Source organism: Prosthecobacter gellanilyticus (assembly GCF_007992435.1).
In the GTDB taxonomy this organism is placed as follows: Bacteria; Verrucomicrobiota; Verrucomicrobiia; order Verrucomicrobiales; family Verrucomicrobiaceae; genus Prosthecobacter; species Prosthecobacter gellanilyticus.
This window is the reverse complement of record NZ_BKAG01000009.1, coordinates 59,577-77,605: the sequence shown is the minus strand read 5'-3', so window position 1 is coordinate 77,605 and position 18,029 is coordinate 59,577. Positions and strand designations below refer to the sequence as shown.

20 protein-coding genes are annotated in these 18,029 nt (G+C 60.0%); 9 read left to right on the top strand and 11 right to left on the bottom strand.

The features are described 5' to 3' along the window. Positions 1-58 precede the first annotated feature (58 nt). The 9 genes from BGE01nite_RS08110 to BGE01nite_RS08070 all read left to right on the top strand — a co-directional run bounded on the left by BGE01nite_RS08110 (position 59) and on the right by BGE01nite_RS08070 (position 8,394). A complete protein-coding gene (locus BGE01nite_RS08110) occupies positions 59-376 on the top strand; it encodes a hypothetical protein (RefSeq protein WP_146849937.1) in 318 nt (105 codons plus the stop codon). Between the two features lie 44 nt (positions 377-420). Next, a complete protein-coding gene (locus BGE01nite_RS08105) occupies positions 421-1,716 on the top strand; it encodes an acetylxylan esterase (protein ID WP_146849936.1) in 1,296 nt (431 codons plus the stop codon). Between the two features lie 403 nt (positions 1,717-2,119). Then, on the top strand, positions 2,120-2,650 hold the full coding sequence (locus BGE01nite_RS08100) for a hypothetical protein (protein ID WP_218032934.1): 531 nt from the start codon (positions 2,120-2,122) through the stop codon (positions 2,648-2,650). A 19-nt stretch (positions 2,651-2,669) separates the two neighbouring features. Then, positions 2,670-3,224: a hypothetical protein gene (locus BGE01nite_RS08095; protein WP_146849934.1), complete on the top strand. Its 555-nt coding sequence runs from the start codon at positions 2,670-2,672 to the stop codon at positions 3,222-3,224. Next, positions 3,221-4,306: a hypothetical protein gene (locus tag BGE01nite_RS08090; protein WP_146849933.1), complete on the top strand. Its 1,086-nt coding sequence runs from the start codon at positions 3,221-3,223 to the stop codon at positions 4,304-4,306. Before BGE01nite_RS08095 ends, BGE01nite_RS08090 begins: the two co-directional genes overlap by 4 nt. Further along, positions 4,303-4,758, top strand: coding sequence for a hypothetical protein (locus BGE01nite_RS08085; protein WP_146849932.1), 456 nt, complete (start codon positions 4,303-4,305; stop codon positions 4,756-4,758). The genes BGE01nite_RS08090 and BGE01nite_RS08085 overlap by 4 nt, the downstream gene beginning before the upstream one ends. Continuing rightward, on the top strand, positions 4,755-5,285 hold the full coding sequence (locus BGE01nite_RS08080; RefSeq protein WP_146849931.1) for a PulJ/GspJ family protein: 531 nt from the start codon (positions 4,755-4,757) through the stop codon (positions 5,283-5,285). The genes BGE01nite_RS08085 and BGE01nite_RS08080 overlap by 4 nt, the downstream gene beginning before the upstream one ends. After that, complete coding sequence (locus tag BGE01nite_RS08075) at positions 5,282-7,231, top strand: hypothetical protein (RefSeq protein WP_146849930.1); 1,950 nt, start codon at positions 5,282-5,284, stop codon at positions 7,229-7,231. Before BGE01nite_RS08080 ends, BGE01nite_RS08075 begins: the two co-directional genes overlap by 4 nt. A gap of 8 nt (positions 7,232-7,239) precedes the next feature. Then, positions 7,240-8,394, top strand: coding sequence for a type IV pilus twitching motility protein PilT (locus tag BGE01nite_RS08070; protein ID WP_146849929.1), 1,155 nt, complete (start codon positions 7,240-7,242; stop codon positions 8,392-8,394). On the opposite strand, the gene BGE01nite_RS08065 is transcribed toward BGE01nite_RS08070, so the two are convergent. The 11 genes from BGE01nite_RS08065 to BGE01nite_RS08015 are packed head-to-tail and all read right to left on the bottom strand — an operon-like array spanning position 8,372 to position 18,028. Continuing rightward, positions 8,372-9,304 (bottom strand): hypothetical protein, encoded by a 933-nt coding sequence (locus tag BGE01nite_RS08065; protein WP_146849928.1) that lies wholly within the window; start codon positions 9,302-9,304, stop codon positions 8,372-8,374. The two genes, BGE01nite_RS08070 and BGE01nite_RS08065, sit on opposite strands and share 23 nt — an antisense overlap. Continuing rightward, the gene (locus BGE01nite_RS08060; RefSeq protein ID WP_146849927.1) at positions 9,280-10,059 is read right to left on the bottom strand and encodes a hypothetical protein; all 780 of its coding nucleotides are present in this window, start codon (positions 10,057-10,059) and stop codon (positions 9,280-9,282) included. The genes BGE01nite_RS08065 and BGE01nite_RS08060 overlap by 25 nt, the downstream gene beginning before the upstream one ends. After that, positions 10,056-10,736 (bottom strand): ATP-binding cassette domain-containing protein, encoded by a 681-nt coding sequence (locus BGE01nite_RS08055; protein ID WP_146849926.1) that lies wholly within the window; start codon positions 10,734-10,736, stop codon positions 10,056-10,058. The genes BGE01nite_RS08060 and BGE01nite_RS08055 overlap by 4 nt, the downstream gene beginning before the upstream one ends. Before the next feature lie 17 nt (positions 10,737-10,753). Then, positions 10,754-11,164, bottom strand: coding sequence for a type II secretion system protein (locus BGE01nite_RS08050; protein ID WP_146849925.1), 411 nt, complete (start codon positions 11,162-11,164; stop codon positions 10,754-10,756). A 3-nt stretch (positions 11,165-11,167) separates the two neighbouring features. Beyond that, positions 11,168-11,548, bottom strand: a complete 381-nt coding sequence (locus BGE01nite_RS08045; protein WP_146849924.1) for a hypothetical protein — start codon at positions 11,546-11,548, stop codon at positions 11,168-11,170. Positions 11,549-11,563: 15 nt separating this feature from the next. Beyond that, positions 11,564-12,781, bottom strand: coding sequence for a type II secretion system F family protein (locus BGE01nite_RS08040; protein ID WP_146849923.1), 1,218 nt, complete (start codon positions 12,779-12,781; stop codon positions 11,564-11,566). A 3-nt stretch (positions 12,782-12,784) separates the two neighbouring features. Next, positions 12,785-14,476: a GspE/PulE family protein gene (locus tag BGE01nite_RS08035; protein WP_146849922.1), complete on the bottom strand. Its 1,692-nt coding sequence runs from the start codon at positions 14,474-14,476 to the stop codon at positions 12,785-12,787. Further along, on the bottom strand, positions 14,476-15,039 hold the full coding sequence (locus BGE01nite_RS08030; RefSeq protein WP_146849921.1) for a hypothetical protein: 564 nt from the start codon (positions 15,037-15,039) through the stop codon (positions 14,476-14,478). Before BGE01nite_RS08030 ends, BGE01nite_RS08035 begins: the two co-directional genes overlap by 1 nt. A 57-nt stretch (positions 15,040-15,096) precedes the next feature. Then, complete coding sequence (locus BGE01nite_RS08025; protein WP_146849920.1) at positions 15,097-16,857, bottom strand: type II secretion system protein GspD; 1,761 nt, start codon at positions 16,855-16,857, stop codon at positions 15,097-15,099. Then, on the bottom strand, positions 16,854-17,468 hold the full coding sequence (locus tag BGE01nite_RS08020) for a hypothetical protein (RefSeq protein WP_146849919.1): 615 nt from the start codon (positions 17,466-17,468) through the stop codon (positions 16,854-16,856). Before BGE01nite_RS08020 ends, BGE01nite_RS08025 begins: the two co-directional genes overlap by 4 nt. After that, entirely contained in the window at positions 17,465-18,028 is a 564-nt protein-coding gene (locus BGE01nite_RS08015) for a hypothetical protein (RefSeq protein ID WP_146849918.1), read from the bottom strand. Before BGE01nite_RS08015 ends, BGE01nite_RS08020 begins: the two co-directional genes overlap by 4 nt. Position 18,029 lies beyond the last annotated feature (1 nt).

Below are 18,029 nucleotides of genomic sequence, written 5' to 3'. Positions count from 1 at the left end.
TCTACAGGATAACAAAATATGACTTCCCAATCTCCCCGTTTTTTGTTGTCATGAACAGATGAATAGCCAGCCTCTGTCCATGGAAGAAGGACCGGATACCTACTGGCATCCCTGCTCACCACGCATACGCTGGCTCCTGCTCTTCTTCGGCCTGTTCAGCATTGGCTACGAGGCACGGGAATGGATGCTGGGACATGACGTCAAGGTCTTGATGGTGATCATCGGACTCTGGATGGTTTGGAACGGCAGGAAGCCCCCCGTGCTAAAGCGCAAATCCTGGACGGAAAGGCATATCGTCAGACTGCTCGTCGGATTGATCCTGGCGGTGGCGCTATCTCTTGCGGTATTCGCAGCCTACACGTGGATCAGATCTTGATCGCAGGACAGACTTTGTGCCTAATCGCGTTGTTTTTTCATCTCATGTTCTCCCGCCGCTCTCTTCTCGCCCTCACACTTGCATCCTCCTCTGTTTTCGCGCAGCAGCCGGCTGCCAAAGCACCAGCACTGACGCTCAAGGTCGTCACGGATCGCGCGGATGCCATTTATCATGCGGGTGACACGGCCACGTTTCAGATTGAGTCGAGTGATGCGTCATTGACGACGGTGAGCGCAAACGTGTCCGAAGACGGATGGAAGCCGCAGCCTGCGCAGAATGTTTCGCTGACCCAAGGCAAAGGCACACTGTCTGTGAAGCTCACCAAGCCGGGTTTCACACTGGTGCGCATCACCGCACCGAAGACCACTGTGTCCGCCATGGCTTCAGCGGCTTGTGATCCTGCGGAGATCAAGCCCAGCCTGCCGGTGCCAGATGATTTCGACAGCTTCTGGAGCGCACAAAAGGCAGCGCTGGCCAAGGTGCCCGTGAAATTCGCCCTCACCCAGGTGGCCACGCAGGCCAAGACAGCGGATGCTTTTGATGCGCAGATTGATTGCCTCGGCGCGCCGGTGTCCGGCTACTATGGCCGCCCGAAGGATGCGAAGGCGAAGTCCCATCCAGCGATCCTCTTCGTGCATGGTGCTGGTGTGGGTGGATCCAATCTCGGCAGCACCTACTGGGCGGAGAAGGAAGGCGGCATGCTGGCGCTGGATATCAACGCGCACGGTCTGCCGAACGGCAAACCTGCCGAGTTCTACAAGGAGCAGGAGAAGGGTGCGCTCAAAGACTACCGCTACGTGGGCCGCTCAGATCGTGAGACGAACTATTTTAAAGGCATGTTCCTTCGCCTTGTGCGTGCCATCGACTTCCTCACGGCGCAGCCGGAGTGGGATGGCAAGACGGTCATCGTCTATGGCAGCAGTCAGGGTGGCTTCCAGGCTTTCGCGGCAGGTGCGCTGGATGAACGTGTGACCTACATCTGTGCAGGGGTTCCGGCTGGTTGTGACCACACGGGCATCTCTGTGGACCGCATCAATGGCTGGCCCAAGCTGGTTACCATCACGGATGGCAAGCCAAACGAAGCCGAGCTGCAAACCGCGCGCTATTTTGACAATGTGAACTTCGCCCAGCGCTGCCATGCCAAAGGCGCGGCTGTCACGGTGGGCTTCATCGACACCGTCTGCCCGCCTACCAGCGTGTATGCCGCCTACAATGCGCTGACCGTCCCGAAGCAGATCCACATCGATACCCTCAGCGGTCACACCAGCACCCCGGGTGCCTCGAAGTTCATGCAGGAAGCGGCCTTTGCCCACGTGCGCGAGATGAAGGCTGGAAGGTAGTCTGCTCCAGCCGACATCCGGGGTTACGGCTCCATGAAAGGAAGGCCACTGCCCTCCTAAGCCCGACCGTGCAATCTACAGGGAACCTCCCAATCTCCAGTACTGATCAGGTCTCCTAGACACGCCCTGACCATCCCCTCAAAGCCACTGCTTTAGCCACGGCCACGCAGGGGCATCGGAGCGTTTTGGCCCTGAGGCGCGGCCAAAACAAGGCGGCAGGAGGGTGCGTAGCTGGACCGCTCTCGACCCCAAAAACACCCCCTCGTTACATAATACTGACTATAATTTTTATTGTTTATTATTATCTCAGCAAATACAGTGAATCATCCCATTTGGTGGGAGTTTAACCAAAAACACCGTGATGAAATTACCTTCGCTCCACATTGGTCTTGGGGTCATGCTGATGATCTCCCCCGCTCAGGCAGACATCCTGCTCGGTGCACCGGGCGTGGCCGCAGGGACCAAGATCGCCACCAAGGTCCCTTTCATGATCAATCATGCCCTGCCGGGATCATACAAATTCATCTTTTCGGGCATTGAGGCCCGGGGAGATACGCTGGGTGCCCCAGGTGCCTCTGGCACGAATGGCAATGGCGGGCAGTTCCACCTTCAAGCCACGGTCTCAGGAGGAAGCGGAGGTGAGAGATTGGGCAAGATCGAGTTCAGGGATGTTCAGGATTACAATACAGCTCCCCTGAAGACGATACCGCTGGCTCCCGTGGCGGTCTTCAGGGCCACGACAACCCCGATCACGATCAACCTCCAGTGGAAGGGGAACGGGAACGCTCACAAGCCTAACGGCATTTTCAACATCCTGGGTGAGTATCAAAAGGATCCTCCGATCCCCACGGGCTCGCTCAAATTTGGGGTGGGACGCTGGATTCTGGAAGACAACCCGAACCCGGCAGGCGTGGCCACCATTGTGCGCGAGTAGTTGTTGATCGCCACAGCTCATGAAGCTCCCCTCACTCATCTCTCCCGATGCTGGTGTGTTTTTCGCGGCCTGCCTGATGGCAGTCTGCGTGAGCCACATCCATGCGCAGCAAGCACGTGACGTGATGTCTGAGGATGAGCTGAAAAGACAGGCTGGCGCCGCCCCCTCTCTGAAAACACAACTGACCGCCAAGGCCAAGCCGCTGACGACAAAAGCACCGGCGATCCAAAGCTCGTTGTGGGCTCGTTCGATCATCCTTGGAGACGGGGAGAAGTACACGCTCATCCCGGTCGGTTCCATCTTGCATCTGCCAGAGGCACTCAGGTCCCGCGTGCTGAGCAAGCCGCAGGGAGAGTTCACCTTCTGGCCCAATTTTTTGAAGCGCAATGAAGCCTGGCTCGCTGCCAGGGAGGTTTCACTCACGATGTCTCGTGGCAATGCACAGGAGGCGAATGTCCTGCTGAAAAACATCTCCAGAGATCCACGGCTTCTGGTGGCCACCTACAAAGGCGGACCGATCACGATCCTGGAGGCCGCGCCTCCGAATCATGGGAGCAAGACATCCAAGCCATGAAATCCAAGATTCTCCTTTTCAGTCTGATCAGCTCCGCAGCCATGGCCCAGCAGCCCGAGGCGTGGGTGCGCCAGACCGATCTGGCAAACGGCCAGATCTATGACACTCCCATCACAGGAACAGGCGGTGCCTACACCGCCCCGGTGCGTGTGAATGAGACGGGGTCTTTGTATGAGCTCTTCGCACGCGGCACTGCCTGGGACAATAACATCTACCTGCTGGACACGAAACTCATCGGCACCTACAACCCGGAGGCCAAGATCAACATTGTCACGGAAGACGGCTACCTGCGCGGAGATGCCGCCAGCGGCACGTTCGTGAGGCGCACACGTGCAGACCGTCCCTTCAGCGTGAACATCGAGGTCACTGGTCTGATCGCTGACAGCACCAGCACCGCCGAGAGATCCGTGTACCTGGCAATCCAGGGGAAGAACTACGACGCGACGAATTATTCCTCCCTGAACCAGGCGCAGTATTTGATCGGGGAGGCGAACCTCGAAAACGGCACCTACAACTTCAGCCCTCTCTACCACCACCTGACCTCTCCGACATTCAGCTCCGGAAACGGCGAGCAGACTTTCACCATCGTTCGTTACGCCGCTTACCAGGTGCCTGACACGATCCTGGTGCAGCCGAAAGTGGAGATCTGGCCAGTGGCCTCCACAACGGTGAGCAACGTCACGGAAAACCAGGTCTTCATTGACCGCATCCCTCCGCTGGTGGTTGACCTGAATCATCTGTATCCCGACTCACGAACCTACGTGCAGATCTACAAAGGCGGGCAGGTGCTGGGGACCACGGGAACTCTGGTGACAGGGACTGAGCTGCTTTTCGGCTCGCATTACAATCCAGCCACCACGGGAGACTCTACGAATGTGCCTCAGAGCCTGTCCCTCTCGATCACGGACCTTTCGAACTACGCCGCTGCTGACGGGATCTACACCCTGGAAGTCATCACGCACACGCCGTTCTTCGGACGTGCCGCGGAGCGCCTCTACCACGTCACCTTTGAAGTGGACCGCGTGATCACTTCCCGCGGCCAGATCAGCACCACCGAGGTGTCCAGCGCGCCACCGCCATGAAGCATAGAAACAGCCAGAGGAGCCGCCCGCGCGGCAGCTTGCTGATCGAGGTATCAGCAGCCCTGGCACTGACTCTGGCGCTGGCACTGTTGATCATGCGTGCCTCCCTGCTCTCCATTTCTGGCAATCAGTGGACGATCATGCAGACGCTGACGGATGCCTACCTGTCACGTGAAAGCGCGCTGGCCAACCGGCTGCCCTTTGCCGATCTGACAGATGAGCAGTCTTCCTGGCCGGATCTGGCCGTGGACCCGGTGCCCGAGCAAACAGTCACGCTGGGGCGCACCGCCGGCGGTCAGGCGGTCAATGGCACGCTGAAACGCTTTCGCACCGCAGAAGTCAGCACGGTGGCCGAAGCTCAACTCTCCGTATGGCGGCTGCATTCCATCCTGACTTATAGAATCGGCAGCCAGGAATACATGAAGAGCCGGTCAACCCTCCGTCTGCAATGAAACAGCTTCTTCATCGCACACGCTTTCGCAGACAGGGCTTCACGCTGATGGAGGTCTCCACGGCGATGGGGCTGATGGTCATGCTGAGCGGTGCCCTGGTGGTGATGCTGCAGCAGCACCTGACTTTCATGCAGATGGCGCAGCGGCAGTCCTTTCTGGCCAAGGAGGCACCGCAGATCGGCAACATCCTGGGCCGCATCTTTCAGCAGGCGGACCACTATTTCATCTATCCAGACGGCGCAGGCGCCCGTGGTGGAGTAACTCCCGTGATCCAGAATGGCGCGGCCGTGCGCCTCTTTTTCAAGACCTCCTCCCAGACAACTCAGGAACGCCTGATCACGGCGGAGACTGACACGAGCGGCACCTCGCTACGCTTCTACACGCCGCTGGCGGATGGCAGGGAAACTTCCTGGCTCATCTGCAAGGGGCTGCAGGCGGCGGCCTTCAATGCCAACGAGGGCATCCTGACGGCCACGCTGACCGGACCGAATGGCGAGGTGATCACCTACTGCGGAGGTGCACGATGAAACACGGCTCAAAATATTGCACTTCTGGTTATGTCTCCCTGCCCATCGTGACCGGGCTGGCCATCATGTTCTCCCTGAGCCTGACGATGCTCTTCAAGAGCACGCTGATGAACCGTGACCAGGCCTCCAAGACACAGCTGCGTGTGGATTACCGTCAGCGCGAGGAGGCGCTGATGCGGGCGCTGATCGCCACCTTTCCGAGCAAAGCGATCGCCAGCATGAAGGCCAACCATGGGGATGGACCTGAGCATTCCTGGAGCACGATCTTTGCGGAGGCAGTGAGGCTTTCCTCATCTTCACAAAGGCTCTCGCCTCAAATCCTCCAAAGCCTGAACCTGCGCAACAAGCTCAGCGGTGACGTGGGTGACCACAGCAGCACGGAGGTGCGGAGCTGGATCACTTCACTCACAGGTGAACCTGGACGGGTCACCCCGGGCACCATGGCGTATGCGGAGGTCTTTGCCCAGCCGGCCTTTGCTGGAAAGGTGCCGCCGCTGCTGAGCGCCAGCTCCGATTTGCAGACAGCAGATGCGCTGCGCCCTGTTGTCAGTCCGCTGAAACGCTATGCCTCACAGGTTCCCGGTCTGATGGCGGATGTGACGCTGCACAGGGTCTATAACTTGATTGCCTACCCAAACATTCGCTTTGGTTATGCCGCTCCGGGAGAGCTCTTTGTGGCCAAACGCAACTGGTGGGCTTTCACGATCAACTACGGCAGCAGCCAGAGCACGGTGGCGCGTCACTACGTGCTGTCGTTGTATGAGGTTCCGTCCCAGATGCCCATCGAGGCCTCGGCCTTTGCCGCCATCGGCACCCACCAGGACGGCACGGCTTGGAATTCAGACACAGTGACCATCGATGGCGCCGTCTATGCGGGTTCCATGAGCGTGGCGGGAACGTATGGTGCTGCGCGGCTCGCAGGCCGCAGCCGTATCGACATGACAGACGAGGTCACTCTCGGCGGCTTGTCCGTGGGCGCAGACTTTGATGCCATGGGCGAGCGGGAACGCCTGCAGGCTGAACGAGGCACGGACGCACTGCCGGTGGCCTTGTCCGCCAACTCGGGCCGTCTGACCTTTCTACCACTGCCCACGGGCAACGGCTACCTTCGCCGCAGTGCTCCTGACACGACGTTAAATGCCTTTGAAGAGTACACAGCCGGCGGACAGAAGTGCCGCATCACGGTGGAGGCGACTGACATGGTGAGCATTGAAGATCAGACGCCGACCGCCCTGCGCATCCGCTTCCCCGACACCGCTGGCGCCATGCGCGAGGTGGTGCTGAAGCGCGGCAGCAACTGGCCGACTGCCTTTGAGCCAGGCGGCCCGGGAATCCCCTTCCAGACAGAGCTGACGAACAACAACCGTTCCTGCCTCACCTTCTACCCTTCCCTGCTGGATCCCTGGCTGCAGACGAATGGCGCGGCCAGTGTGGCCTCCAACAACAGCCTCCATTTCGGCGTGAATCCTTCACTCAACCCGCTCAACGTGCGTGTCTCCAGTGATCCTCCGGCCATCGAGGACATGTGCGTCATCATCCGGCGCGGGAAGAACCTAACGAACTATACCAAGGGCCTCAGCATCGTGGCGCCCCTGCGGGTTTACGTGGGAGATGACCTGAATGCAATTCCTGCGGCGGCTGTGCCTGCTGGTTCGGGCCTGGCAACCGGCTCCACCTTCTACCCGCCCCTCTCGATCTTCTCGGCAGAACTGCGCGTGGGCACGACAGCCTTCAACCGCCCCATCGAGCACCATGGCCAGCTGGGCAGCCTGGCCACGGGCACCACGAATGCCTGGCAGCCGCTGGACATGAAGTCAGGCAGTGATGATGCCGTGCATTCTGACAGCATCTCAGCCAACCTGAAGCCTCTCCGTAGTCCCGCCGAGCTGCCTCCGGTTCATCCGATGAACTGGCTGGTGGTCATCGAGGAGATCTCCCAAAACTGAACTGCTGCATGTGCTCCGCTCCCACGCCTAACAACATTCTCGGTGACCTTGCCACGGCCTATGCCGGGCGTGAGATATCCGACGTCCAGGTGCGCACCGGCGGACTGATCTATGTGCACACGAACCGCGGTCTGGAGATCGCCGAGTCCTTCGGCATCCAGGATGCGCAGGCGGTGGCAAGGCTGGCCGAGGCGCTCTTTTTACGGCAGTCCGTGGAAATCTGGACGGACACGAACGCGATCGGGAGTGTGGAGCGCATGTGGGAGATGGTGCGCAACCGGCGTGTGATCGACTTCAGTTGTGAGGAAGGAGCGCTGGGCTCTCCGGTGCGCATGCGTGTGCAGGTACACCTGAGCGAGCACGGCATGGGAGTCACCTGCCGCTGGCTGAGGGCGAAGATCAATCAACTCGAGACGCTGGGCATCGACCCGCTGATCTCGGACAGCCTGCGTGAGCTGATGCAGCGGCGCTTTGGCCTCGGCCTGATCACCGGTCCCACAGGCTCCGGTAAATCCACCACCCTGGCCGCCATTCTCGACTGGGTGCGGCGTAATTTCCAAAAGCACATCGTCACGATCGAAGACCCGATCGAGTATCGCTATGACACGATGATGGAAGATCCCAACCAGCCTCAGGTGCGGATCCCTTCCCCCTCACTCGTCACGCAGCAGGAGGTGGGCAGGCACACGATCTCGTATCAGAGCGGTTTGAAGGAAGTGCTGCGTAAAACGCCGAACATCATTCTGATCGGGGAAATTCGTGATCGCGAGACGATGGAGACCTGCATCGAGGCAGCGCAAACGGGTCACTTTGTGCTGTCCACACTGCACACGCGTGGCGCGGTGAAGACGGTGGACCGTATCCTGGAGTTCTTCCCGAAAGACCAGCAGCCGGGGATCCTCCACCGGTTGAGTGAGACACTGACCTTCGTGCTGTCCCAGGGACTGCTGACTGGTTTCAGCGGCCGTGTGCTGGTGACTGAGTATCTGCAAAACACCAGTGAAGCGGTGGCGGCCGGCATGCGCGCCTATGATGGCAGTGCCACGTCCCTGGCAGATGCGCTGCGCTACAAGGGGAACCTGCGCTGGGACCAGAGCCTGATCAATCTCTACCGCGCCGGACACATCTCAGAAGATGTCTTCAACGCGAACCTGCTGGGGTAGGCGCGGGAGTGCCTCCACCAGAACCCGTCCCGTTGGCAAGCGTGCGCTGGATCATGTCGCGGATGCGCATAAGCAGGCTGGCATGTTCCTCGAGGTCTTTGCGGCGCAGCGTGGGAATGCCCTCCCACCAGCCTTCGGCCTGAGCCTGGACTTTCAGGCTTTGATAACGCTGCAGACAACGTTCGAGGACCTGCCAGTGCCTCGCCACGGCCTGGTTGTCACGCTTTTGGTTGCCGGGCTGAAGCTGGTCGTTGAGCAGATTGATGGCCGCGCCTGCACCGGTGAGTGCATCTGACAAGCTGCCACCTTCACGGACAGCGTAGTCCATGGCACTGCGGGCCAGGGCATCCAGCGCGGGCCGCGCGGCTTCAGGCGGCTGGGTGCGGGAGGCGATGTGGAAATGCAGGATCTCATAAAGGACCGCGTCCCCTGGATCCAGTTGATAGGCGAGACGCAGACGCATGTCCGCAGCCACACGGAGGTAGTTTTGATGAGCGGCGGACAGCGGCACTGAGCTAGTGCGCTTGGTGCGGCTTTTCTCCAATCGCGTGAGATCATCCACCCTGCCCTGCAGCCATGAGATATCGGTATTGCTCACGCTCGGCGTCGGTGGCGCAGGCTGAGGCATGCCCTTTCTGGCAAAGCGGCCAGGAGGCGGTGGTGGTGGCGGAGCATTGGGCGCAGCCTTGTTTTCCGGTGCAGGTGCCGCGCTCTCTCCGCCATGCCAATAGCTGTAAAGAGAGTCACGGATCAGACGTGCCGTGAGACTGCCATAGGCACTGCCAGGCAAAGCAAAGGCGGGTGCCACCCCGGTGGCTCTCAAGGCCTGGTTCGAGCAGGACAAGGCATGCCCGGCCCACCAGAGCCCGGCAGTGATGCCGAGAGCTAGGAGCGAACGCGGAAGAGACATAGTCCAAGGATAGAAAGAGCCGCGCCCTGCAGCCCGAGAATGCCGGCGATGCCAAGAAAGTCCGCGGATGAAAGCGGCCCCATTTTGAAGACGAGACGAGGAGTCAGGTCCGCGAGATGATAGTGCGGCAAGGCCAGCCAGAGAGACTGCAGAGGACTCGAATCCGCACCACCCAGGATGGGTGCCAGCCAGGCAAAGCCAAACAGGCCCACCGCAAGCAGTGCAGTCGGCACCATGAAGGCGATGACCTCCGCGGTGCGTGTACCTAGAGCCACCGCCAGCAAGAGCAAGGGCACGGCACACAGGCTGAAGACAGCCGCATACTGAAGAGTGAGCGTGATCCACATCTGCGCTTCCTCGGGCCGCTTTGGCAGAGTCCAGGTCACACAGAAGATCACCGCGATGAGGACGATGGCCAGCATCCAGACCATGACGGCGGCCGTGAGCTGCAGACACTGGCTGACACGTCCAGTGCCACCGGCGCGAAGATGCTCGAGCATGCCTTCACGGCGCATGCGATGCCCCAGCGCGGAGGCTTGAAAAGGCAGCCAGGTGAAAAGGGCGAGCCAGGCATACACCCACGCGGCCTGGGCGCGGGCGGGTTGGAGAATCTGCGGGTTCTCTTCCCAAGGTGTGAGCAGCGGCGCGATCCAGATGAAGAGACTCGCGCCGAGTAGCAGGAGCCAGCAACTGCCGCGCCCCATGAGCCCGGAGTGACTGAGACGAAACAAAGGCCAAGAGCGCAGAGATCTCATGATTGCAGGGAGCGATAGGTTTCCATCCAGGTGGAGCCGGCACGTGTCGTGGCATGACGCAACCGACCGTGAGCGATGGTGAGCAGCGAGTCCGCCTGACGCACACATTCCAGTTCATGCATGATCACGAGGCGCATGGTGGGAGTCTTTGCCTCTGCCCAGAGCTGGGTCACCTGCTCACGCGTTTCTGCATCGAGTCCTGTGAGCGGCTCATCCATGAGCAGCAGGCTGGTGTCACTCTGCGCGGCCTTCACCTCCGCCATGATGAGGAGCACTTTCTGACGGTTGCCGCGTGAGAGCTTGCCGATGGGTGTGGTCAAACTCAGCCGCAAGGTTTCAGCAAGTTTCTCGGCAGCAGCGAGGGATTCACCAGAGAACCAGGCACGAAAAAAAGTCCGCGGCTTCATCTCAGGATCGACGCGCAGCTCATCCGCAAAATAATGCACCTGGGCTTCTGCTTTCACCGTGCCTTGCAAGGCAGGTGAGAGGCCTGCGAGTGTTCTGAGCAGGGTCGTCTTGCCGGAACCATTCGGGGCCACGAGCAGATGCAGGCCGGCACCGGCGCTCACCTCCTCTGCCACTTCAACCAGGCACCGGTCCACGCGCTTCCAGGGGAGGCGGGTGCGGTAGCCGAAGCGCGTGCCGCTGGTGATGTGTAAAAGACTGTCTTTGGCCATACAAAGGTGGCCAAAGATCACTGTCCTGCGTCCCAAAGTCCATCACTTCCCTTTCCAGAGGGGTCATAAATCGTCGTGCCCAGCATGAGTCGGGGAGGCATCACAGTGTGGTCGACGGTGAGCGTGTCGTTGTCCAGACTGGTGACGACAGGCATGACACTCCAGCCCTGTGGCAGATAAGGCACAATGTCCGCGGCGGTGACGGTGGCGATATCCGCCGTGGGATGGTCCGAAAGATAGGAACGCTGGGCCGCAAACACAGCCTGGAGTGACAGCGCAGCATCCTTCCCCTTCTGCCAGTTACGCACGGCGCCGATGTTCATGCCCGCAAAGGTGGCGAGCCCGAGCAACAAACCGATGACGAGACTGATCTCGATGAGCGTGAAACCCGCCCTGCGTCCGGCCTTGTGAATCTGGGTGGCTTTCATGCTTCAGGGTTTGGACGTGAGGATCTGGGCCACCTGCGCTTTCGGAATGATCTTCACCGCGCCCGGACGCATGTTCAGCATCGTGGCAGGCGCGGAGGCCGTGGCTTTGTTGACCGGCAGATCCTTCGTCAGTTCGGCGGGCAGCGTGGCGCGGCGGTGGATGTAAACCACACGGGCGCGATCAGGGTTGGTCATGAGCGCAGAGGCCTGTGGCACCACAGGCGCGAGCGGGGCTGGAGCCGCGGAGGTGGTCGTGGCTGTTTCAGCACCTTCAGCGGGTGCTGGCAGGCCAGGAATGGGACGCGGGACTAGCTGGGGCGCATCCGCCGCGAGGAGGGCGTTTGCAGAAACAACGAGGGCCAGGAGCAGTGATGATGTTTTCATATCTGTGATGTCCTTTTACATGTTACCTGACTGCATCATGCGCGGCCCCATCAGGAAGATGGGCAGCATGGAACCGGTGAAGACGAAGCCTATGAGCACCACGGCCATGGCCAGGGTGATGAAGTTGATGACCTGAGTGAAGTCCGCCATGACGGCGGCGGTGTCCTCCTCATAGATGTCACGAAGAAGCTCGAGCTGCTGCGGCAGGGATGCGGAGCGCTCACCGATGCCGATCATGTGGACGACCTGGGGGTCCAGGGAGGTGTTTCGCTTCAAGGCCTCGGCAAAAGGCACGCCGGAAGACTCATAGACCTGCGAGGCCTTGATGAAGTCTGGATACATGGGAGTGCCCTGCACCACACGCGCTGACAAGGCGGAGGCACGGGCGAGATTGATGCCGTTCGCATACAGCATCTGCAGGGTGCCGATGTAAGCACTCTGACGCAGGCCCATGACGAGCTTCGAGAGCAGACGCCAGTGCTTCATGAAGAAGACCAGCAGCTTCTGCCTGAAGTTTGCGGAGCGGAACAAGGCAGTGATGAACGAGACAAGCCCGATGATGAAGAAGGGCCAGGTGTTCTGCACCACGTGACTGAAGGCAAAAATGGCGACCGAGATGGGATCAGGCTCCTGGCGGACACTCTTCAGCGTGTCCTCCACCTGGGAGACCACAAATATCTGCGAATAGATGAAGAGGCCGATCTGGAAAAGGATAACCAATGATGGAACCAGAAGCGCGTTGCGCAGCTTGCTGGCAAACAGGAGCTCGATCTTGATGCGGCGTGCGAGGGAGGCAAAGGCCTCGCCAAGCTGGCCGGCATCCGCGCCCGCCTCGATGATGGTGATGATGGTGCCGTCAAACTTCTGCTCCTTGGCAAAGGCGATGTGAACAGGCAGACCGGCCTCAAGGCGGTTGCGGATGTTCATCAAAGAGGACTGAAGCTGGGGATCTGGAAGCCCCTGGGCATAATAGAGCAGGGCATCAGCAGTGCTGATGTTGGCCTTCAGCATGGAGGCAAGACCACGGAAGAGCTTGATGAGCTCCTTGCGGGAGACGGGCTTGTTCGTCTTCTCTTTTTTAGGCGTGCCTGCGAGGGACTTCACCAGCGCCACGCGGAACCCGGGCTTGGTGGCCAGCAGCACGGCCTGCTCACGGTTCGGCGCCTCGAACTCGAGGACCTTTGAAATCTCAGGTCGGTCGATGTTGCGGAGAGTGACTTGGAAGGCGTTCATGGCTCAAGATTCATAGGTGAGGTCGAGCACTTTCTTCAGCGCATCGAGGTCCGTCTTGCCCTCGGCCATGAGCTTCAATCCGTTGTCCCGCAGAGATGGCAGGCCGGACTCCCGGCGCACCTCCTGCTCCAACTCAAAGGGGGTGATCTCGCCTTTGGCCAGCTTGTCACCGACCTTGGGAGAGATGGGCAGGATCTCCAGGATGGCCGTACGTCCGGCATAACCACGACCACGACATTCAGCACAGCCTTCTTTGTGATGAACGAACACGGGACGCTTGCTCCACGCTGGATCGAGATGGAAGAGGCGGATGTCGCGGTCGGAGATGCCGTCAGTGCGTTCTTTGCAGGCGGGGCAGAGCAGCTTCACCAAGCGCTGGGCACAGGCGGCCTTCAGCGTCTGCGCGATCTTCCAGCGCTCCATGCCGAGCTGCTGGAACCGCTCAATGATCTGGGAGGCACGCGGGGTATGAATGGTAGTAAGCACCTTGTGACCCGTGATCGCTGCCTCGATGGCAAGCTCGGCGGACTCGCGGTCACGCACCTCCCCCATCAAGATGATATCCGGGTCAGAGCGCATGAAGCTGGCGATCATGGGCTTGAACTCGGTGGAGTCACGAAGGTCACAGTGAGTGACGCCGGGGATCTCATCCTCGACCGGGTTCTCTAGAGTGAGGATGTTGTCCTCGGGGTGGTTCAGCTCACGCAGCATGGCGTTAAGCGTGGTAGACTTCCCTGAACCAGTCGGGCCGGACATGACGATGATGCCGGAGGGCACAGCCATGGCCTTGTCCAGCTCAAACAAAGTCTCTTCATCAAAGGCCAGCGTGCCCATGCCAAGACGCGCCTCGAGGTGCGTCTTGTCCAGCAGACGCATGGTGACGTGATAACCGCGGTAAGTGCGGTGCCGCTCATAGCGCACGCCGACAGCACGACCGTAGTAATTGGCTGTGAAACGGCCCGAGATGCCAGGGCGCTTGCTACGCTCCTCTGGCGCGAGACGCATGAGGTTCAACAAGAAGGCATCCACACGATCCCGCAGTTTCACGGGCATCTCGACACGCTGGCCGAGATCTCCATCCACGCGGAAGCAGTATTGGAAGCTGGTCTTCTCCGTCTTGATATGGATGTCCGAGGCGTGCTGCTTGATGGCGTCACTCACCATGCTGGCGACAAGCTGGGCGATGGGCTCGTCATACTGGTTCGTGACGTTGAAGTCAGGAGTCTCATTGGAGAACTCCTCCACCTCCACGGCTTCAAGCTGGGCACGGCTGGGGCCGGAGGTGCTGGAGGAACCTTCGATGACCGCGGAGATCTCCGAGGCGAGCGTGACCACCTTCAGCACTTCGTCTTCCGGAAAACGAACCGCGCAGTAATCATCCGCGCGGTAGTCCCACGGATTGGCCACGGCCAGGAGCACCTGCTGGGAAGAGCGGCGCAGCGGCACGAACATGCCGCGAGACATGACGGCGGGATCACAGTAACCGACGAACTCCGCATCCGCCATCTCACGCACCTGGGGAAAGGCAGGCAGGCCTGAGGCATGACCCACAGCGCCAAGCATGCGTGTCTTCGAGGAACGACGCACAAGCGCCTCGTCTGACTGCATTTCCTGCCCGGCCGTGGCAGCCCGCAACTGGCTGATGATCAGCCGTTGGATGGTGTCATTAAACTCAATGCCGAGGTTTAGATTCATCAGGCAAAATGACGCTGCATGAGAGTCTGCCAGGAAGGCAGGTCTGTGAGAAAGGTGAAGATGAAGGGCGACTCGCCTTCCGAGGCGCGGCCCAGTTCCTGACCGATCAAGAAGGAGGCCACCAGCGCGGTGACAGGATTGATCGAGGCCACGTGCACAATGCTGGTCTCACCCGCCAGCGTGGCCGGGCAGCGCAGCACCGTGCAGATCCTGCGAAGGTCCGGACAGTGGTCGTAGAGGGACGAGGGCTTTCCGGAAAGAGGACCAAAGGTCCAGTAATGCACGCGATCATTCAGGCTGCTGCGCAGCACCTTCTGCATGCGCGCGACTTCACCATCCACGGTGAGAGTGTGCTTCTGAGCCTGGGTCTCGGCGATGAAGTGGAGAAAATCAGGAGCAGGTGAAGTGTTGCTGCCCAGCTTGCTGCGATAGGTCGTGAGCAGGGCCTCACCCTCATCCTCAGAAACGTAACCACCCTGCCGCAGATGCTTCAGCGTGGTGGCAGCAATGTTCTCCAACACCGAAGACAGACCAAAGCGGTCTGTCTGGGGAGGAGTGGACATGGCGGGCAGAGGTGTCGTCATGAGTTGGCAGTGCCAGTCGGGCGAGGTTCACGGCGCTCAGCCGTTTCCTGGAGTCTTTTTGCCGAACCATTTTTTCACCCAGGACTGCTTGGGTTCGGGTGTGATGCGGGTGGAGGGGACCATGGGTGGAGGTCCGGCGGCTTTCGCATCATCGAATTCGGCGGGCAGAAGGAGGTTGGTGTCCTGAATGTCGTCTGGCTGCATGCCGGAGAACTCACGGGTATGCCAGTTGACCTCAGGGATCTCCTCGGAGGAGGAGGCATCATAGATGCGCGGGGTGATGATGAAGACGAGGCTGACCTGCTCCAGCTTCTTTTTCTCCGAGCTGAAAAGCTTTCCGAACAGCGGGATGGTGCCGAGGATGGGCACCTTGTTGTTGCCATCACTGTTGTTGTAGTCGTAGAAGCCGCCCAGGAAGAGGGACTGGCCCGCAGGGATGCGGCTGATGGCCTCGACAGTGGACTCGCTCACACGCGGAAACACATTATTGGTTCGGCCAGGGATGAGCTCGACGATCTTGGCCACGCGCGGACGCAGCTTCATGCGCACGGTGCCGTCCGGCAGGATGGTGGGGGTGACGGAAAGGGTGACGCCGATCTCGCGGTTCTTCTCAGGCTCCTCAGTGGCGCTGGGATCCTCGCTGTCGATCTTGTAACGCACCTTGTCCGTGATGTTCTGGCCCGCAGCGGTATTGGTGATGTCCGAGGTGATGACGGGGAAACGATCGACGATGGAGATGATGCCCTGCTCGTTGTCTTCCGTGATGATGGTGGGGCAGGCCTCCTGAGTCACAAGATCTCCGTCCTCCAGCGCGCGGAGGATGGCCTGCACCTGCATGTTGTCGAAGACCAGTCCGGCCCCCTCGGCGTTCACCTTGTTCATGGCGACCGTCGGGTTGGCGGGATTTCCCGTTTTGGTCAGGGTGCTGACATCAGGCAGATTGAAGAGCGCATTCAGGCTCTGACGCACGGTGATGCTCGTGCCATTTTCACCAAGTGAGCGGCTCCAGTCCACTCCGACCTGGCGGCCTTGGTTGCGCTTGATGCGCAGGACCCTGACATTGACCATGATCTGCTTCTTGGCCTTGTCGATGTCCACCAGCAGCTTGCGCACGCGCTCCAGCTTCAGCGTGTTGTCAGTGACGAGCAGGGTGTTGGTCTTCTCCTCGAACTCGATCTGCCCGATCTCACGTGTGAGCATGGGGCGGATGATGGACTTGAGCTTTTCGAAGTCAGACTGACCTGCGGTGGAAGTCCCGGTGGACTGTTCACCGCTTTGAGTCGTAGCACCGCCACCGGCGGGAGCCGAGGCACTGCCGTAACTGCGGTTCAACGGAGCGCCGCGGAGGTACTTGAGCGGATAACTCATGACTTCCAGGGGCAGACGGGCCAGCTGCAGCTCAGTCATCAAACTCACCGTGGAGCGCTGCTGATACACAGTCAGGCCGTAAGCGATGGCGAGGTCCTCCATCTGCTCACGTGGATTGTCGAGCTTCAGATGACCGGTGACAGTGTACTGAGGGCCATTGAGCTCGTTGTTATAAAAATACTGCAGGCCGGCGCTGCGTGCGAGATACTGAAAGACCTCGTTGATGGGAGCATTGTCGATCCAGTAACCGTCTTCCGGCTGCGAGGGCAGATTCTCGAGGCCACCCGAGCGTGCGGCGACATCCATCGCCGCCGGGGAGGAGGTCTGCGGGAGCTGTGTCTGGACAAGCGGGGCGGCTACCTGACCTGAAGCGGTGAGGACCATGCCAAAGCTCAGCAGAGCCACGGATTTGGGGAGAAAAGTGATCATGGCTTGGTCGGAGGATTGGGCTCCACAGGGGTCATCCGGCTCTCAAACTGGGAGGCAATTTTCTGCAGCGGCTCGATGGCGAGCTGCGGGAGGATGTCGTGCCGCAGCACACCGGTTTCGTTTCTCTGCAGATCTCGAAACAAGAGCTGGGCTGCACCGACTTCGACGACCTGTGCCATGAACACCTCGCCTTTGAAAACCAGCTCCACCACGTCACCCTCGGCCGCCTGTCGGCCACCGATGAGGATCTCTTTCTTTTGCAGGTTCACGCCGTTGATCTTCAAGGTCTGCAAGGCCTGGTTGAGCGTGATCTTCGGTGTGGCCCGGTAGACGTCCTCGGTGACCACGGGAGCATCATCCTCACGTGGAAAAGTGGACAGGCCAAAGGGGTCCATGTTGCGCTTGCGCACGCCGAGCTTTTTGGCCTCGGCCTCGATGGCATCAGCATTAGGCAGCAGCTCCGTGCGTGGCAGCCAGCTCGCAGTGCCATTGCCGACAAACAAAGGAGCGCGCTTTGGTGCGGCGGCCTTGGGCCTGGCGGGAGCGGTCTGCGCCTGCACAGCGGCTGCGGAGAAACAACTGACGATGAGAATGAGAAGGAGCCGGCTCATTTTTTCTCCTCCTCGGCCTTCCAGCAGGTGTGAGTCATTTCCATCACGAGAAATTCGCGCTGGTTCAAAAGGAGGTCTGCCTTGCGGGTAACCTTAAGTTCTTCAAGCACGGCCTGGGGCATGAGTGACTCGACCTGCAGGAGCGCCTCCTGCATGGGGCCGAGCCCGCCCTGGAAGCTGCTCTTCACGCGGGCCATGTCCGTCTTGACCTGACGTCCGAGACGTCCGCGATCCAAAGGAAAGACGAGACCGCTGCGCTCAAGCTCGATCTCCTTGTACTTCGGCAGCAGAGAGTCCAGGATGCGGGTGAAGAGCTGGCCGGGATCTCCTTTGAGCAGTGTCTTTTGATCCAGGAAAGTCTGGCGCTTGGGGGCCAGCTCCGCCTCCAGCTTCTTCATGAGGGCGAGACGCTGGGTCTGCTCCTTGTAGCGCTCCTCCTTCTCAGCCCGCACGGAGCCCAGCTTGCTTGCACCAGCGATCACACCGCCTAACAACAAGCAGTTAAACATCGCAGGCATGATCAGCCCGTAGCGCAGAATGGGGCGTGTGTAGGTGCTCATG

Bases quoted from the DNA above. Each gene is read 5' to 3' on its own strand.
- BGE01nite_RS08060 (WP_146849927.1), bottom strand. From the start codon at position 10,059: ATGAGATCTCTGCGCTCTTGGCCTTTGTTTCGTCTCAGTCACTCCGGG.
- BGE01nite_RS08015 (WP_146849918.1), bottom strand. From the start codon at position 18,028: ATGAGCACCTACACACGCCCCATTCTGCGCTACGGGCTGATCATGCCT.
- BGE01nite_RS08065 (WP_146849928.1), bottom strand. From the start codon at position 9,304: ATGTCTCTTCCGCGTTCGCTCCTAGCTCTCGGCATCACTGCCGGGCTC.
- BGE01nite_RS08030 (WP_146849921.1), bottom strand. From the start codon at position 15,039: ATGTCCACTCCTCCCCAGACAGACCGCTTTGGTCTGTCTTCGGTGTTG.
- BGE01nite_RS08100 (WP_218032934.1), top strand. From the start codon at position 2,120: ATGATCTCCCCCGCTCAGGCAGACATCCTGCTCGGTGCACCGGGCGTG.
- BGE01nite_RS08055 (WP_146849926.1), bottom strand. From the start codon at position 10,736: ATGGCCAAAGACAGTCTTTTACACATCACCAGCGGCACGCGCTTCGGC.
- BGE01nite_RS08080 (WP_146849931.1), top strand. From the start codon at position 4,755: ATGAAACAGCTTCTTCATCGCACACGCTTTCGCAGACAGGGCTTCACG.
- BGE01nite_RS08050 (WP_146849925.1), bottom strand. From the start codon at position 11,164: ATGAAAGCCACCCAGATTCACAAGGCCGGACGCAGGGCGGGTTTCACG.
- BGE01nite_RS08085 (WP_146849932.1), top strand. From the start codon at position 4,303: ATGAAGCATAGAAACAGCCAGAGGAGCCGCCCGCGCGGCAGCTTGCTG.
- BGE01nite_RS08075 (WP_146849930.1), top strand. From the start codon at position 5,282: ATGAAACACGGCTCAAAATATTGCACTTCTGGTTATGTCTCCCTGCCC.
- BGE01nite_RS08095 (WP_146849934.1), top strand. From the start codon at position 2,670: ATGAAGCTCCCCTCACTCATCTCTCCCGATGCTGGTGTGTTTTTCGCG.
- BGE01nite_RS08105 (WP_146849936.1), top strand. From the start codon at position 421: ATGTTCTCCCGCCGCTCTCTTCTCGCCCTCACACTTGCATCCTCCTCT.
- BGE01nite_RS08020 (WP_146849919.1), bottom strand. From the start codon at position 17,468: ATGAGCCGGCTCCTTCTCATTCTCATCGTCAGTTGTTTCTCCGCAGCC.
- BGE01nite_RS08090 (WP_146849933.1), top strand. From the start codon at position 3,221: ATGAAATCCAAGATTCTCCTTTTCAGTCTGATCAGCTCCGCAGCCATG.
- BGE01nite_RS08110 (WP_146849937.1), top strand. From the start codon at position 59: ATGAATAGCCAGCCTCTGTCCATGGAAGAAGGACCGGATACCTACTGG.
- BGE01nite_RS08040 (WP_146849923.1), bottom strand. From the start codon at position 12,781: ATGAACGCCTTCCAAGTCACTCTCCGCAACATCGACCGACCTGAGATT.
- BGE01nite_RS08035 (WP_146849922.1), bottom strand. From the start codon at position 14,476: ATGAATCTAAACCTCGGCATTGAGTTTAATGACACCATCCAACGGCTG.
- BGE01nite_RS08025 (WP_146849920.1), bottom strand. From the start codon at position 16,857: ATGATCACTTTTCTCCCCAAATCCGTGGCTCTGCTGAGCTTTGGCATG.
- BGE01nite_RS08070 (WP_146849929.1), top strand. From the start codon at position 7,240: ATGTGCTCCGCTCCCACGCCTAACAACATTCTCGGTGACCTTGCCACG.
- BGE01nite_RS08045 (WP_146849924.1), bottom strand. From the start codon at position 11,548: ATGAAAACATCATCACTGCTCCTGGCCCTCGTTGTTTCTGCAAACGCC.